This window comes from Luteimonas sp. MC1828 (genome assembly GCF_016461615.1).
Lineage (GTDB): Bacteria > Pseudomonadota > Gammaproteobacteria > Xanthomonadales > Xanthomonadaceae > Luteimonas.
This window is the reverse complement of the sequence record NZ_JAEMNY010000001.1, coordinates 1,891,481-1,904,710: the sequence shown is the minus strand read 5'-3', so window position 1 is coordinate 1,904,710 and position 13,230 is coordinate 1,891,481. Positions and strand designations below refer to the sequence as shown.

The following is a 13,230-nucleotide window of genomic DNA, read 5'->3' as shown; positions in this document are numbered from 1 at the left end:
CGGCTACTCACCGCACGGCACGCACACATTGTTGGCGTGCCGGAACGCAAGCTTCCACTGTCCATCCGACTGCATCCACGCATTCGTATAGCGCCGCCGCAGCACCTTGCCCGCGTTGGGCGCGCCCGCCGCGGGCACCACGGTCTCGTCGCCCATCACCACGACCATGTCGTCGTAGAACAGGAATTTCTCCGGGCGTCGCTCGAAGCGCGAGTAGCGGATCACGCCCTTGCCGATCAGCGCCAGCAGCTCCTGCTTCTCGTTGACGATGCGCGTGGTCGGATGGTTGACGGTGATGTCGTCGGCCATGAGGCGATCCAGCGCCTGTGCATCGCCCTTGAAGATCGCTTCGGCGTGCGCCAGGTCGAGCGCGCGTACCTCGCGCTCCAGGGCCGCGTCGGCCTGGCGTTGCTGCGCGACCGCTGGCGCGGACGCCATGAGGAGGCTGGCGAGCAGGGCGGAAAACGCGCGCCTCGCCGCCAGCGGATGACCGCGACGCAGCGTATCGGTCTGCATGCCGTGCTCCTTTGCTACAGGGAAGGATCGATCAGGTACTTCTCGCCGGTCGCCTTGCGCTCGTATTCGCGCAGGATGTCCAGCTGCAGCGCGTCACGCAGGCTGATGGTGCGCGTGTAGCGGCTGGCGAAGGTGGTGGTGAGCTCGTCCACCACCCGCTGGCGCATCCGCTCCACGACGTCGCGCCCCGCCCTCTGCAGGAACGGGAACAGCAGCCAGCCGCCAACGCTCCAGGTGAATCCGAAACTGCGGTTGAGCACCGTCGGCCCCATGTCCAGGCTGCCGTAGATGTAGACCTGCTTCGGCGCGTTGGAGCCATAAGGGCTGTAGCCGGTGCCGCTGCGACCAGCGCACGCTTCCATCGCCTGCAGGATCTGCCCTGCCAGCGTGCCTCCGCCGATCGCGTCGAAGGCGATGGTGGCGCCGGTCTCGCGGATGGCCTGCGTGAGCTCCGTCTGGAAGTCTGGCGAGGTGCTGTCGACGATGTGCTGCGCGCCGATTGCGCGCAGGAGCTCCGCCTGCGCCGGGCTGCGCACGATGTTGACCAGCGGAATGCCGTCCTTCAGGCAGATCCTGTTGAGCATCTGGCCGAGGTTCGAGGCCGCAGCGGTATGCACGATCGCGCTGTGGCCCTCGGCCTTCATGGTCTCGGTGAAGCCGAGCGCGGTCAGCGGATTGACGAACATCGATGCGCCATCGGCGGCGGCGGCGCCTTCCGGCAGCAGGATGCAATCGCGTGCCGGCAGCTTGCGCAGCTGCGCGTACATGCCGCCACCGAGCATCCCGACCTTGCGGCCGAGGAAATGCTGCACGTTGCCGCCGGCCCTGACCACGGTTCCGGCGCCCTCGTTGCCCACCGCCAGCGACTGGTCCAGGCGGGTCTTGATCGCACCGAGGCGCTGCCGCGGGATGTCGGCCACCACCACCGGATGCTCCGGCGTGCCTTCGCTGCGCGCGGTCGCCATGTCGGCAGGACCAATCAGCAACCCGAGGTCGGAGGGATTGATGGGCGCGGCTTCCACCCGCACCACCAGCTCATCCGCGCCCGGCTCGTCCAGCGTGACGTCTTCCAGGCTCACGCGCAGCTGGCCTTCGCTGGTCGCCAGCGAGCGCAGCTCAAGCCCGTGCAGTGCCGTGTCGTCGGGCCTCATTGCGGCGGCCCGCTCTCGTCCCTGGCGGCCCAGAGCTTCGGCTCCCAGAGCTCGACCTTGTTGCCATCCGGATCCATGATCCAGGCGAACTTGCCGTTCTCGTGCGTCTCGGGGCCACCGACAATCGTGATGCCGTCCGCCTGCAGCTGCGCGAGCAGCCCGTCCAGGTCGTCGACGCGGTAGTTGATCATGAAGGCCGAGTCGCTCGGGCTGAACCATTTGCTGTCGTGGTCGGCCACGTGCCAGACAGTCAGGCCGAGATCGTCGGCCTTGTCATCCGGCCAGCGCAGCACCGCGCCGCCAAAATCCTCGAGCGCCATGCCCAGGTGCTGCCGATACCACGCGGCCAGCGCCTTGCCGTCGCCCCTGCCCTTGAAGAACACACCGCCGATTCCGGTCACCCTTGCCATCGTCATCTCCTGTGGATCATTGCGGGTCGTCCGGAGCCGCGGGCGCCTGGTCCCTGGGCAGGATCGACGGCGTCAACACCGATGCGGTAGCAGTCTCAGACGAGAAGGTGAGGAACGCGAGGTGCGCTTCGTAGCGCTCGAGCACGTCGTCGATCACCTGCTGTTTCGTCAGACCCATCAGATCGTAGCCGCCGGACCCGGTCTGCGTGAACACCTCGAGCCGGTAGTAGACGTCGGTCTCGCGCGACATGCGGCCGCCGAACATCGGCACCGGCGCTTCGACTATGGCAGCCTGGTAGTGGAAGTCGCGGAACTCATCCATCGACACCCGCAGCACCGGCTCCTCGATGCCATGCGTGTTGGTCACCGCGCTTCGCCCGACCTGGTAGCCCTGCTTCTCGAACTCCGCGGCGACGTCGTCGAGTGCGGGGCGCACCGTGCGCTCGAGGAACTGCGCGACCTGCCGCAGCGACGGGAAGGCGCGCATCTGTTCCAGCCGCTGCTTCCACGAGCGTTCCGGCACGTGGCCGCCGGTCGACGCCATCGAGGGCCGGCGCAGCACCTGGCCCTCGCGCTCGGCGCGCTCCATGCGCAGCACCTTGTGGAACGACGCCATCACCAGGTACGCGATGATCGTCACCGGCAGGGCGAAGATCAGCGTCGCGTACTCCATCGTGGTCACGCCGCCGGCCAGCAGCATCGCTACCGTGAGCACCGCGGTGAGCACGGCCCAGAAGATGCGCAGCCACTTCGGGCCGTCGTGCGAGGGGTCCGGGATGGAGGCGGAGAAGTTCGACATCACCATCGCGCCGGAGTTGGCGCTGGTCAGATAGAACAGCAGTCCCGACAGCGTGGCCAGGCCGACGAGGAACATCGGCCCGGGAAACATCTGCAGCAGTGCATACCAGCCCTGCTCCGGGCTGGCGACGGCCAGTGCGGCGAACTCCGTATTGCCCTGCAGCACCTGGTACAGCGCAGAGTTTCCGAACAGCGAAACGATGATGAAGTCGCACAGCACCGGCGCGGTGATCGCCGCGATCACGAACTCGCGCAGCGTGCGCCCGCGCGAGATGCGCGCCAGGAACACGCCCACGAACGGCCCCCACGCCAGCCAGAACGCCCAGAAGAACAGCGTCCAGCCGCCCATCCAGTCGGCGCCGCCGGGTTCGTAGGCGAAGGTCTGCAGCGTGCGCGCCGGGAAGGTCAGGATGAACCGGCCGATGTTCTCCACCAGCGCGTTCAACAGGAACGCCGTCTGCCCGGTGACCAGGATGTACACCATCATCGCCAGCGCGCTCCACAGGTTCAGCTCGGAGATCACGCGTATGCCGCGGTCCACGCCCGACGTGGTGGCGGCGATGGTCAGCACCACCGCGCCGACCACCAGCGCGATCTGCAGCGCCAGGCCCTGCTCCAGGCCGAACAGCAGCGAAAATCCGACATTCAGCAGCACCACGCCGATGCCCATCGACGTGGCCACGCCCATCACCGTGCCGACCAGAGCGATGATGCTGATGCCGTCGCCCAGCGGGCCGCGCACGCGCTTGCCGAGCAGCGGATACAGCGCCGCGCGGATCGACAGCGGCATGCCCCAGCGGTAAGAGAAGTAACCCATGGCCATGCCGAGCAGCGCGTACATGGCCCAGCCGGCAACGCCGTAATGGAACATCGTCCAGACCACCGCATCCTGCATCGCGGCGGCCGAAGAGCCGTCACCGGAAGGCGGATACAGGTACTGCACCACCGGCCCGGTCACCGAATAGAACAGCATGTCGATGCCGACGCCCGCGGCAAACAGCATCGCCACCCAGGTGCCGAGCTTGTACTGCGGCCGCGAATGATCGGGGCCGAGCCGCACGTCGCCCTCCTTGGAAAACGCCACCCACAGCACGAAGCCGATCACCAGCGTCATCGTGACCACGTAGTACCAGCCGAGGCTGGACGCGATCCAGTTGACGGCGGCCAGCATCGAGGTGCGCGCGTGTGCCGGCACCAGGATCGCCCAGGCCGAGAAGGCGAGGATCACCGCCGACGAGATCAGCAGCACCTGCCAGTTGATGCTGGCCGCGCTGGTTTCCAGCAGCTCCTGCGGCCCCTTGCTGAGGTCGCTGCGCGATACCGGCGCGTCGTCGTCGTCCGGGCGAACCGGCCGCCGCCCGGTGCCGCCGAAGCGGCTGCGCTCGAGCGGAGGAGGTGTCTTGTGCGCCTGCGCATCAGGTGGCGGCGTGCCTGGACGGCTGGCGTCGGAGGAGGGTTCGTTCCCGGGTGGCTCGGTCGGCATGGACGCGCTCCGTGGCCAGCTTCCGCAGCCTCCCGCAGCCAGCCGGCACCGCGATCATGAAGACGGAGAGGATGTATCTGTGTGAATAGGGTGCCTGCCGATGGCGTAGACGTGTTCGGTGCACGGCTCGCCGGCGGAGATCACGGTGCGCGTTTCGATCTTCGCCATGCCCACGCGTTCGAGCAGGCGGATCGACGCCAGGTTGCGCACGTCGGCGATCCCGATCACGCGTTGGGCGGGCGTGTGTTCGAAGACCATCGCGATCGCCTCGGCGACTGCCAAAGTCGCAAGCCCCTGGCCCTGCGCCTCGCGGCGCAGCGTGAATCCGATCTCCAGCGTCGTGGCGTCACTGGACAGCAACAGGCCGATGTCGCCGATCAGTGCCGCGTCTACAGCCTGCGCGATGCCGATCTGGCACCAGGTGCCGGGCCGCAGCAGCTCCGCCGCGCCCATGTGGCGCAGGAACTCGCGGGCGTCATCGTCCGGCACCGGCGCCCAGCCCTGGTAGCGGCCGAGCTCCGCGTCATGGCGATAGGCCTGGAACGCGGCGAGGTCCGACGGCGCCAGCCGGCGCAGCATCGCGCCGCCTGCAAGACGAGGCAGGGGATCAGTCATGCCAACCGGCCGGAGCGGAGCGTGCGGATCAAACCGCGGCGCGGCGCCGACCCGGGAACATCGCGGCCACCAGGCGATGCCCCAGCCACGCCATCGGCAGGTACGCCAGCAGCAGGTCGAGCGCGCTGAACCACACCGGTGCCGGCAGCATCACCACGCTCGCGATGCCACCCACCAGGAACGCCACGCCCACCACCCACGCCGGGCCCGACGTGCGGCCGGGTGCAAGCAAGGTGGCGACGATGGCGCCCGCCAACGTACCCAGCGCATGGGCCAGGAACGGGAAGGTGAAGTGCCGCGGCTCGAACAGCGGGAGCGACGCCTTGAGCCCCTCGACGGTGGTGGTATCGGCACCGCCGGGCATCGGCATGACGCTGGCGCCCAGGTTGATCAGGCCCATGTTCACGACGCTGCCGACGATGAGGCCGACGATGGTTGCCGCGATGAGGTGAAGTGCCTTGCGCATGGCGGTGTTCCCTTGGGTAGGGTGATGCGACCCGGAAGTACCGGGTGGCGAGCAGCCGGGATTAAAGCGCAAGTCCGAGCCGGTAGCGAACCGCCTTCGCCGGCACTTCATGCCCCCGACACGGCCCATGTGCGATCTCACGCGGAAATTCATCGAAAAGGCTCCAGCCACATGCGATCGACCGCCATCGTCACCGCGCTGCTGCTCCTGGCAATCGTTCCCGGCACGGCACGCGCGCAGGCCGTCCAGGCCGTGCCCTCGGTCGACCTGCCGCGCTACGCCGGCACCTGGTACGAGCAGGCACACCTGCCGCTGTTCTTCCAGCGCAACTGCGTCGCCAACACCACGGCCGAGTACACCCTGCGCGACGACGGGCGCATCGACGTCGTCAACCAGTGCGACGACGCCAAGGGCAAGCGCACCGAGGCGCGGGGCATCGCCAGGAAGGTGGGCGGCAGTACCTCGAAGCTCGAGGTACGGTTTGCGCCGGCGTTCCTGTCGTTCCTGCCGGCGGTGTGGGGCGATTACTGGATCATCGGCCTGGACGCGGACTACCGGTGGGCCATCGTCGGCACACCCGACCGAAAGTATCTGTGGTTCCTCACGCGCGACAAGGCCATTGCACAGGACGACATGGATACGCTGGTCGCCAAGGCCGAGGCGCTCGGCTACGACACGTCGCGCCTGATCCGCACCGAACAGCGCTGAGTCCGTGGCAGCCGAAGTACGATCTCATGCACCACCGCGATCGGCGGGATGGTTCACGCCATCGTTGGTCGGGACATCCGCGATGGCGAAGGGATTGACGCCTTCCAGGCAGCCCACGTTGTAGCCGTATTCGTCGGGGCTGGAGCGGCGCTGGTGGTGCGTGTAGATGCCGCAGGCACCGCAGAAGAAGTGCTTCGCGACGCCGGTGTTGAACCGGTAAAGCTTCAGGTGCTCCGCGCCCTTGACGACATGCAGGCCGGCCAACGGCACGGACGCGACAATCGCACCCTTGCGACGGCAGATGGAGCAGTCGCAGCGGCGCGGGTTGACGATGCCGTCCGGCAGGTCGAGCTCGAGCACCACCAACCCGCAGTGGCAGGACGCCCGGTGCCGGGGCTGGATGGTCACGCCGCCTACTTCCTTGAGCATCACGTTCACGCGCTACGCCTGCACCGGCGTCAGGTGCGTGAGCATGCACAGCCAGGTCCCGTCGACACGGCGATAGATGTCGGTGATGTATTCGTCCGCCTGCATCGGCGCGCCGTTGAAGGTGCCGGTGTTCTGTCCGCGGCCGGTGACCCAGGCCATGTCGCCGACGACCGCCGCATGCGTCGCCATCTTGGTCATCGACGCATCCGTCAGTCGGCGGGACGCCACGACATCGAGGATGCGCGGGCGCGGCACGGGCCCGGCCTCCGGCGTGACCAGAATCCAGTCGTCGGTGACGCACGCCGCGATGCGCGCGACGTCGTTCGACACCATCGCCGCGTTGAAGCGGTCTTCCAGGTCGACCAGGAACTGTGGAATCTGCGTGGTGGTCATGGGCGGGATGCCAGCGATCGAGCGTCTGCGCCGCCTTGCTCCTGGCGTGTGTCCTGCATCTCCGGGTAGGGGATGCCCTTCCCGGTCTCGACGTACTGCTTGAGGCTGACGCCGACGAAGTACGCCCACCCCTGCTCGCAGGCGTCGAAACACGGCGACTCCCGATAGCCCGTCTGGGCGAACGCGATGCGCGTGCCTTGATTCTCTGGTGCCAGGGCGAAGGAGATGGTGGTGCCTTCCCACGCATGGGTGTCCTGCATGTTCGAGCGCGTGCATGTCCACCGCACTCGCCGCGCGGCCACGTCGTGCTCCATGTCCAGTTCCACGCTCCAGCCGTGGCCACTCCAGCCGAACCGCCCCTTGCCATCGGCAAGCTCGACTTCCTTGGTCCACCAGTTGCGGATGTGCTCTTCCTTCGTGAGTGCGTCCATGACCGTCTCTACGGACGCGTGGACCAGGAACGAATGATGTATTTCACGGGTCATGGCGATCACCAGCGGCGTGCTACGGATCGAGGGGCCGGTGCTCGCGCGTCACCTGGGGCCCGGATCTGACCTGCGGATAATGCCTCAGCCGGGGAGCAGGTGTGCACCACTGTCGACGATTCCAGCGTCGCGGCTGGTGTGTGAAATGGAGCGCCGTGCCCGCATGGCCGTCGCCCGCGACGAAGGACGTTGCGCCAAGGCAGGCCGGAGAGAGAAGGAGTTGCACATGCTAGCCAATGCCGCCGTTACGACGATGCTCCCCGTGATCGACATGGCGCGAGCGAGAACGTTCTACGAGCGATGCCTCGGACTGACGCCCAGTGGCCTCCGGCCCGACGGAAAGTTCATCTATGAGGTTGGCGGCAGTACGCTCGCGCTCTTCCCCAAGCCGGAGGGGACGAAGGCCGAACATACGGCCATCAGCTTCCGCGTCCCGGACATAGCCGCAGGCATTGCCGGATTGAAGAAGACGGGCGTGGTGTTCGAGGACTACGATTTCCCGGGCTTCAAGACGGTAGACCACGTCTGTGTGCTTGGTGCAGAGAAGGCAGCCTGGTTCAAGGACACAGAGGGCAACCTTCTCTGCATTCATGAAGATATCGCGTAGGCGCGCACTACCCGAAGCGGTGTTGGCTTGCACGACTCGCTAGCGACCAGCGGCGGCTTCAACTTTCTGCCAACGGTAGTAGCGCTCGGTTGCAAGGCCGAGCAGGTGACGGTCCTCGGCCGTATCCCCGTATGCGTAGATGGCCGGATAGGCCTTCAGGTCATAGCGCTCGCCGACGCGCCGAGCCTTCTCCGCAAGGACACATTGGGGGCCCTCGTAACGGCCTGTCAGTATTCCGTCTCGCTGCTCCAGGACGGAGCAGACGAGCTCGAGTCCGTGTGCTTCACACCATGGACGGAGGTATGCCTCCAGCCCACCCGAGACGACCACGATCGCGTGCCCTTGCGATCTGTGCCACGCGATACGCTGCAGCGCCTCCGGCCGGAGAGTACCGGGTAGATGGCTCCGGGCGAACTCCAGACCGCGAGCCTCCACGACCGAGACGGGCACGCCGCTGTATCCGAAGCGCACGATGAGACTGCGAATGAAAGTCCCCGAGACGAGCCCCATCTTGTAGCCGATGACGAGCGGCGCAAACAGGAGCTGGCCGGCAAGCAGGCGTCGCCGCGGCACGGACCGCCGAAGGAATTCCGGCATGGTCTCGTGAGTCGTGATCGTGCCGTCGAAGTCAAAGAGCGCTAGCGGCATTCTGCGGCCGATCGGACATCACGCCTTCAATCCATTCGATGTAATGGCTCATGCGCACATTGCAGGCGACCTGACCGTAGCGCCCGGGCCGGGCGGTCATGACGTTCCCCTGGACAACTTTCCATGAGGCCAGCCCGGCCAACAACCAGTGATCTTCAATCTGGATGAGCGCAGGACCGCCGCTGTCCCCGTTACCGAGTACACCCTCAAGGGGCAGGGCCGACGGTGGCTCGTCGAACACATAGCAAAGCCAGCGGTCATAGGCACTGCTGACTTCGTTGAACGCGCGGCGAAGCTCCGTCCGGTTCGGCCCTCTGGGGTCGTGTCCGTTGGCTCCCGAACCCGTGGCGCCTTTCCCCACGATCTTGACGACCCGGCCTGGTTCGTCGCTTTGCCTGAAGATTGCGACGGGAGCGAGATCCGTAACGGGTTGCGTCAACTTGACCAGTGCGATGTCGTCGGATGAGGCAAGAAACGCCACTATCAGCATCGCCTCGCCACTGGCCATGGCTTGATCGATCAGCTCTTGTGGCAGCATCTTGTACCCGGGGTGCACGACCACGCGCTCAACGTCCCTGGTTACCCCATTGATCACTATCTTCCTGGGTTCGGAGTGCCGTGGGATCGTATGGGCGGCAGTAATGACCCATTGGGGAGCAATTAGTACGCCGTGCCCCTCCCCGGGCATGTCAACGAGAGCCGGGAACTCGGAGGCTGGAACCCGATACCTCGCATCATCGACGTCATGTCGAATGACGACGGCGCTGGCGGTTGAAGCCATCAAGAGGAGGAGTGTGAGCGACAAGAGTCGAGTCATACCTGATGCCATAAAGGCCTGCCACCTAAAGCGCCACGAGCACGCGTCATGCGGTCTAACACCGAAATCCAGCCGACACTCGAAGCGTGTTCGGCTGGAAGTGAACTGTCAGACCTCTGACCTGACAATTCTCGGTGGGAGGTAGATTGTGAACTCATTGATAGGCTCGATTAGAACGCTATGAGGGTCTTGCTGCTCAGCGAGAGAAACGAGTCCGAGCCGATCCAGCAGCCCGAAGCTCGCACTGACGAGACTGCCTTGCATGACGGCGAGCTGCTTATGCCAGACATGGTATGTGCCCAGCTGTCCATCACGGCGATGATAGTAGCCGCGCAGTGGGTGGGTCAGGTAGACCAGTCCCGTCTCCACGTCTGGGAAGCCAGGAAAGGGCAAGGCAGGATCTTTTCCGCCAGTGAGCTCAACACTGGCGGGGGCCCATTTCGCCTCGGTCTCCATCGCGTAGCGCAGGTAGGTGCCCGCACTGTCTTGCTGGCAGTTAAAACGAACCTTTCCTGAGTACCACGGTAGATTCCAAAGACCGTACGGAATCAGCCGGGTCCACGAATCCAGCGTTGTCCCAAGGAACCAAACGCACTTCTCGCCGGTGTTCGTGTCTACGATGTAGATGCGGTAGTTAGTCTGTCCCATCTGGAACTTTGGGAACGGATAGACGGCAGACGTGAAATCAACATCCACGAATGGGACTACCGAGACTAATGCTCTTGCTTCTCCGCCAATAAGCACTGTGTCCAACTTGAAGCGCTCTGGCATTACACCAGCAAAGCGATCCGGGTCGAACGCATAAGTGATGATCGCGAAGTGCTGCAGCTTGCAGACGACGTCGAAACCTTTTGGCGCGGGGCGATCGTGCAAGTAGTTGGAGAGCCTGAGGGTGTCTTGCATGGATGCTCGGAGAGGTCTAGCACCTAAGTTAAGCCGCGCCGCGAAGCGGCTTAGGCTTGAACGAATTGTTATGCGCCACCCACCAAGGAAATGAAATCTGGATCTGCTCTGTAGTTGTTCAGATGAATCGAGCGATCACAGTACTTCTTGACTTGCCTCGGCGACAGGACGAGAGCCTTCCTTAGGGCTGCGATCGCCTCCGACCGCTTTCCGGAAGTGAAGTTCAACAGAGCCTCGTTAAACAATACGACGGCTGCTGCATGGCCCTTTGTCTCGCGGTAGGTTGCAGCATGCATCAGCGCCGCAGCCTTTTCCGGGTCGCCGTTCACGGCCTTCGAAAGTGCGAGATTTGAAAGAGTGAAGGAGTCATATCTCCCAGACTGAAGCGACGCAGTCAAGATATCTTCTGCTTCTTTCGGCAGGCCGCTGTGAAGGAGCAAGAAAGCTGCGTTGTTTCTATCGCTCAGCATGCTGTCCGCGATACCAAGCCTCTTTGCTTTCCTTGAGAAGAGAGCGGTGAGAACAATAAACAAGAACGCAGATATGGGGACAACGAGGGAAGACGCCCTGTTTAGCTCCGTGCGCCTTTCGCGTTTTTCTGTGCCGAGCGACGCCTCATTCACTGCCAAGCTTTCGTCGCTGCGCACTGTTACTACAGGCTGTGCAGGCGAGCTTAGTAGGAGATTAACTGTGATTGATTCGCCGGGAAGGAGTTTGAGGTAGCTCAGGGTTGCCTGTTCACTCGTTATAGCTCTCTCTTCATTTGCACCAAGCACTGTTTCCGTGGCGAGATCCTTTATGCTAGGCGTCGCAAATTTGATGCTGGCTACAACGTTAGTCGCTGCCCGCCCACCGCGATTAGCAATAACAACCGATGTAAAAGCCACTCGCTCCTTCTCACCCGAAAAATCGCCGCTTGACCTAACTGAGTAGGTCAAGAGCTCACGCGCCTTGAACTCAGGCTCCTTCGTTGCGTAGTAGACGGCTACGCCTCCTACCACCGTTACGGCCAGAGTCGAAATTGCCCCGATGAGCACATCTTTCCACTGCATTTGCGACGATCTCCCCGATGTGACGCATAGCACCTGAATTAAGCCGAGCCGCGAAGCGGCTTCGGCTTGAATGAATTGTTAGGTGGCGTCTATGTAGCGATTGCTGGTGTTTCGAATTCTGCCGATCGCATAATGAGCAAAGTTCATAATTGCCAACATTCCGGCAAACGCGCCCACAGAGATCAGGGCAATATCGGGCCGATCGCCAGAAAACTTTGCCGCAAAGTACATTCCCGCACCCACCACGCCAGAAATTGCTAGGTTGTAGATGAGGTTTGTAGTGCGATCAGGCGTGTAACGGACCCCCGAGTTGATCGTCTCTAGGTTCGGAACACCAGCTACTCGACACTCAATATCCAAGGTTGAGCTTGCCCCAGTTGCAAGTACGTCGAGAACGAAGTAGTCGCCGGAGTTAAGTAGAAGTGGCTCAACAAGAATTGTCCTCGCGTCTCCCGATGCCACTGGCTTGAGCGATCTGGGGTTGAACTTGGTGATTGAGAACTCAACAATTTTTGCGCCATCACCGATGCTGAGCGAAATGGGCTTCTCGAAGTCTTCTTTGCGAATCTCAACGTTGCCGGAGTTCTTGATTCCAAAGCTGTAAATCTTCAGATTCTCGATGTGCTCTCCGTCTAGCTTCATTTCTACCCGATCGGAAATCGACTCCGAAATGGAGATCAAGTGCTTCTTTACCAGGAAGCCCGCCGAAAGCTCCTTTAGTCGCCTTTGCTTTATAAAAAATAGAATCGTTATTGAAAGGCCCACTAGAGCCAGTACGGCGCCGATGAATTGCCAAACGGGATCTCGGAGAAGTTCCATAAGCCACTTAACAACTAATTACACCCCATCAACGGGGCGGTGATGCCGGATTAGAGCCCATCTTTGGGGCGGTAGCGAGTACCGCTGCAAGTTCGCTGGTATGTACCGAGCTCTCCGCTCAAGGCACATCCATCAGGCCACGCCGTTGGCGCGCCCGAAAGCCCCTACCGCCGCAGCGCCACATCCGGCACTTCCAGATCCACCGACAACGCCAGGTGATCCGAAAACGCTGCCGGGAATGCCTGCAAGTCACGGCACGCAAGCTTGTCGCTCACAAGAATGTGGTCGATCGCCCGCTGCGGTTTCCAGCTGGGGAAGGTGTGCACCATGCATGCCGGTGGCTGCAGGCGGGTCTGCCGGAACAGGGCCGCCATTTCCGGGCGGTCGACGGTGCAGTTGAAGTCGCCCATCAGCACCGCGTACGGCGAGTCGGCCAGCAGTTCGGCAATGAACGACAGCTGCGAGGCGCGTGATTGCGCGCCAAGCGAGAGGTGCGCGACGGCGATGGTCAGGCCTTCGTCGCCTTCGCCGAAGCGCGCCAGAAGCACGCCGCGGCCGGTGATGCGGCCGGGCAGGGGGTAGTCGCTGATGGAGGTCGGTTCGAACTTGCTGAGCAGGCCGTTGGCGCTCGAGGCGAACTGCCCCATGCGGCGGTTGGGCTGGTGCGTCCAGTAGTCGAAGCCGCCGCGTTCGGCGAGGTAGTGGGTCTGGTTGGTGAAGCCGGAGCGCCAGCTGCCGGGGTCGGCCTCCTGCAGGCCCACGATGTCGTGGCGGCCCGCGAGCTTGGCGATGGTGTCGAGCATGCCGCGCTTGTTGCCGGCCGGCAGCACGTGCGACCAGCTGCGGGTCGCGTAATCGCTGTAGCGGCGGGTGCTGGAGCCCGCCTGGATGTTGGCGCTCAGCAGCTTCAGCCGCTGCACGCCCACGTCC

At 63.7% G+C, this 13,230-nt stretch carries 17 protein-coding genes; 2 read left to right on the top strand and 15 right to left on the bottom strand.

Features of this window, described 5'->3' with window-relative positions; all coding sequences use genetic code 11:
* Positions 1-3 precede the first annotated feature (3 nt).
* The 6 genes from JHB91_RS08750 to JHB91_RS08725 are packed head-to-tail and all read right to left on the bottom strand — an operon-like array spanning position 4 to position 5,439.
* Positions 4-516, bottom strand: a complete 513-nt coding sequence (locus tag JHB91_RS08750; protein ID WP_199472439.1) for a nuclear transport factor 2 family protein — start codon at positions 514-516, stop codon at positions 4-6.
* Between the two features lie 14 nt (positions 517-530).
* Complete coding sequence (locus tag JHB91_RS08745; RefSeq protein WP_199472438.1) at positions 531-1,667, bottom strand: zinc-binding dehydrogenase; 1,137 nt, start codon at positions 1,665-1,667, stop codon at positions 531-533.
* Positions 1,664-2,077, bottom strand: a complete 414-nt coding sequence (locus tag JHB91_RS08740) for a VOC family protein (RefSeq protein ID WP_199472437.1) — start codon at positions 2,075-2,077, stop codon at positions 1,664-1,666. The genes JHB91_RS08745 and JHB91_RS08740 overlap by 4 nt, the downstream gene beginning before the upstream one ends.
* Before the next feature lie 16 nt (positions 2,078-2,093).
* Entirely contained in the window at positions 2,094-4,358 is a 2,265-nt protein-coding gene (gene betT / locus JHB91_RS08735) for a choline BCCT transporter BetT (RefSeq protein ID WP_199472436.1), read from the bottom strand.
* A 54-nt stretch (positions 4,359-4,412) separates the two neighbouring features.
* On the bottom strand, positions 4,413-4,973 hold the full coding sequence (locus JHB91_RS08730; protein WP_199472435.1) for a GNAT family N-acetyltransferase: 561 nt from the start codon (positions 4,971-4,973) through the stop codon (positions 4,413-4,415).
* A 28-nt stretch (positions 4,974-5,001) separates the two neighbouring features.
* A complete protein-coding gene (locus JHB91_RS08725) occupies positions 5,002-5,439 on the bottom strand; it encodes a hypothetical protein (RefSeq protein WP_199472434.1) in 438 nt (145 codons plus the stop codon).
* 171 nt (positions 5,440-5,610) lie between these two features.
* Between JHB91_RS08725 and JHB91_RS08720 the strand changes: the two genes are divergently transcribed.
* Positions 5,611-6,147, top strand: coding sequence for a lipocalin family protein (locus JHB91_RS08720; protein WP_199472433.1), 537 nt, complete (start codon positions 5,611-5,613; stop codon positions 6,145-6,147).
* Between the two features lie 24 nt (positions 6,148-6,171).
* On the opposite strand, the gene JHB91_RS08715 is transcribed toward JHB91_RS08720, so the two are convergent.
* From JHB91_RS08715 to JHB91_RS08705, 3 genes are read right to left on the bottom strand one after another with little or no spacing between them, the layout of a single operon-like run.
* Entirely contained in the window at positions 6,172-6,579 is a 408-nt protein-coding gene (locus JHB91_RS08715) for a GFA family protein (RefSeq protein ID WP_199472706.1), read from the bottom strand.
* Positions 6,580-6,588: 9 nt separating this feature from the next.
* Positions 6,589-6,969, bottom strand: a complete 381-nt coding sequence (locus JHB91_RS08710) for a nuclear transport factor 2 family protein (RefSeq protein WP_199472432.1) — start codon at positions 6,967-6,969, stop codon at positions 6,589-6,591.
* Complete coding sequence (locus JHB91_RS08705) at positions 6,966-7,454, bottom strand: SRPBCC domain-containing protein (RefSeq protein WP_199472431.1); 489 nt, start codon at positions 7,452-7,454, stop codon at positions 6,966-6,968. Before JHB91_RS08705 ends, JHB91_RS08710 begins: the two co-directional genes overlap by 4 nt.
* Between JHB91_RS08705 and JHB91_RS08700 the strand changes: the two genes are divergently transcribed.
* Positions 7,453-8,061, top strand: a complete 609-nt coding sequence (locus tag JHB91_RS08700; protein ID WP_199472430.1) for a VOC family protein — start codon at positions 7,453-7,455, stop codon at positions 8,059-8,061. The two genes, JHB91_RS08705 and JHB91_RS08700, sit on opposite strands and share 2 nt — an antisense overlap.
* 39 nt (positions 8,062-8,100) lie before the next feature.
* On the opposite strand, the gene JHB91_RS08695 is transcribed toward JHB91_RS08700, so the two are convergent.
* From JHB91_RS08695 to JHB91_RS08670, 6 genes are all read right to left on the bottom strand, one after another.
* Complete coding sequence (locus JHB91_RS08695; RefSeq protein ID WP_199374744.1) at positions 8,101-8,709, bottom strand: HAD family hydrolase; 609 nt, start codon at positions 8,707-8,709, stop codon at positions 8,101-8,103.
* Positions 8,690-9,490, bottom strand: coding sequence for a trypsin-like serine protease (locus JHB91_RS08690; protein WP_343225088.1), 801 nt, complete (start codon positions 9,488-9,490; stop codon positions 8,690-8,692). The genes JHB91_RS08695 and JHB91_RS08690 overlap by 20 nt, the downstream gene beginning before the upstream one ends.
* 144 nt (positions 9,491-9,634) lie before the next feature.
* Positions 9,635-10,429: a DUF2071 domain-containing protein gene (locus JHB91_RS08685; RefSeq protein WP_199472429.1), complete on the bottom strand. Its 795-nt coding sequence runs from the start codon at positions 10,427-10,429 to the stop codon at positions 9,635-9,637.
* Positions 10,430-10,497: 68 nt separating this feature from the next.
* Positions 10,498-11,481, bottom strand: a complete 984-nt coding sequence (locus JHB91_RS08680; RefSeq protein WP_199472428.1) for a hypothetical protein — start codon at positions 11,479-11,481, stop codon at positions 10,498-10,500.
* A gap of 78 nt (positions 11,482-11,559) precedes the next feature.
* Positions 11,560-12,300: a hypothetical protein gene (locus JHB91_RS08675; RefSeq protein ID WP_199472427.1), complete on the bottom strand. Its 741-nt coding sequence runs from the start codon at positions 12,298-12,300 to the stop codon at positions 11,560-11,562.
* 164 nt (positions 12,301-12,464) lie between these two features.
* Positions 12,465-13,205 (bottom strand): endonuclease/exonuclease/phosphatase family protein, encoded by a 741-nt coding sequence (locus tag JHB91_RS08670; protein WP_199375138.1) that lies wholly within the window; start codon positions 13,203-13,205, stop codon positions 12,465-12,467.
* Positions 13,206-13,230: the final 25 nt, after the last annotated feature.

Excerpts from the sequence above, each read along its gene's own strand:
- JHB91_RS08720 (WP_199472433.1), top strand. The coding sequence starts at position 5,611 with ATGCGATCGACCGCCATCGTCACCGCGCTGCTGCTCCTGGCAATCGTT.
- JHB91_RS08710 (WP_199472432.1), bottom strand. The coding sequence starts at position 6,969 with ATGACCACCACGCAGATTCCACAGTTCCTGGTCGACCTGGAAGACCGC.
- JHB91_RS08690 (WP_343225088.1), bottom strand. The coding sequence starts at position 9,490 with ATGGCTTCAACCGCCAGCGCCGTCGTCATTCGACATGACGTCGATGAT.
- JHB91_RS08705 (WP_199472431.1), bottom strand. The coding sequence starts at position 7,454 with ATGACCCGTGAAATACATCATTCGTTCCTGGTCCACGCGTCCGTAGAG.
- JHB91_RS08740 (WP_199472437.1), bottom strand. The coding sequence starts at position 2,077 with ATGGCAAGGGTGACCGGAATCGGCGGTGTGTTCTTCAAGGGCAGGGGC.
- JHB91_RS08730 (WP_199472435.1), bottom strand. The coding sequence starts at position 4,973 with ATGACTGATCCCCTGCCTCGTCTTGCAGGCGGCGCGATGCTGCGCCGG.
- JHB91_RS08685 (WP_199472429.1), bottom strand. The coding sequence starts at position 10,429 with ATGCAAGACACCCTCAGGCTCTCCAACTACTTGCACGATCGCCCCGCG.
- JHB91_RS08725 (WP_199472434.1), bottom strand. The coding sequence starts at position 5,439 with ATGCGCAAGGCACTTCACCTCATCGCGGCAACCATCGTCGGCCTCATC.
- JHB91_RS08745 (WP_199472438.1), bottom strand. The coding sequence starts at position 1,667 with ATGAGGCCCGACGACACGGCACTGCACGGGCTTGAGCTGCGCTCGCTG.
- JHB91_RS08675 (WP_199472427.1), bottom strand. The coding sequence starts at position 12,300 with ATGGAACTTCTCCGAGATCCCGTTTGGCAATTCATCGGCGCCGTACTG.
- JHB91_RS08700 (WP_199472430.1), top strand. The coding sequence starts at position 7,453 with ATGGCGATCACCAGCGGCGTGCTACGGATCGAGGGGCCGGTGCTCGCG.
- JHB91_RS08695 (WP_199374744.1), bottom strand. The coding sequence starts at position 8,709 with ATGCCGCTAGCGCTCTTTGACTTCGACGGCACGATCACGACTCACGAG.
- JHB91_RS08750 (WP_199472439.1), bottom strand. The coding sequence starts at position 516 with ATGCAGACCGATACGCTGCGTCGCGGTCATCCGCTGGCGGCGAGGCGC.
- betT (WP_199472436.1), bottom strand. The coding sequence starts at position 4,358 with ATGCCGACCGAGCCACCCGGGAACGAACCCTCCTCCGACGCCAGCCGT.
- JHB91_RS08680 (WP_199472428.1), bottom strand. The coding sequence starts at position 11,481 with ATGCAGTGGAAAGATGTGCTCATCGGGGCAATTTCGACTCTGGCCGTA.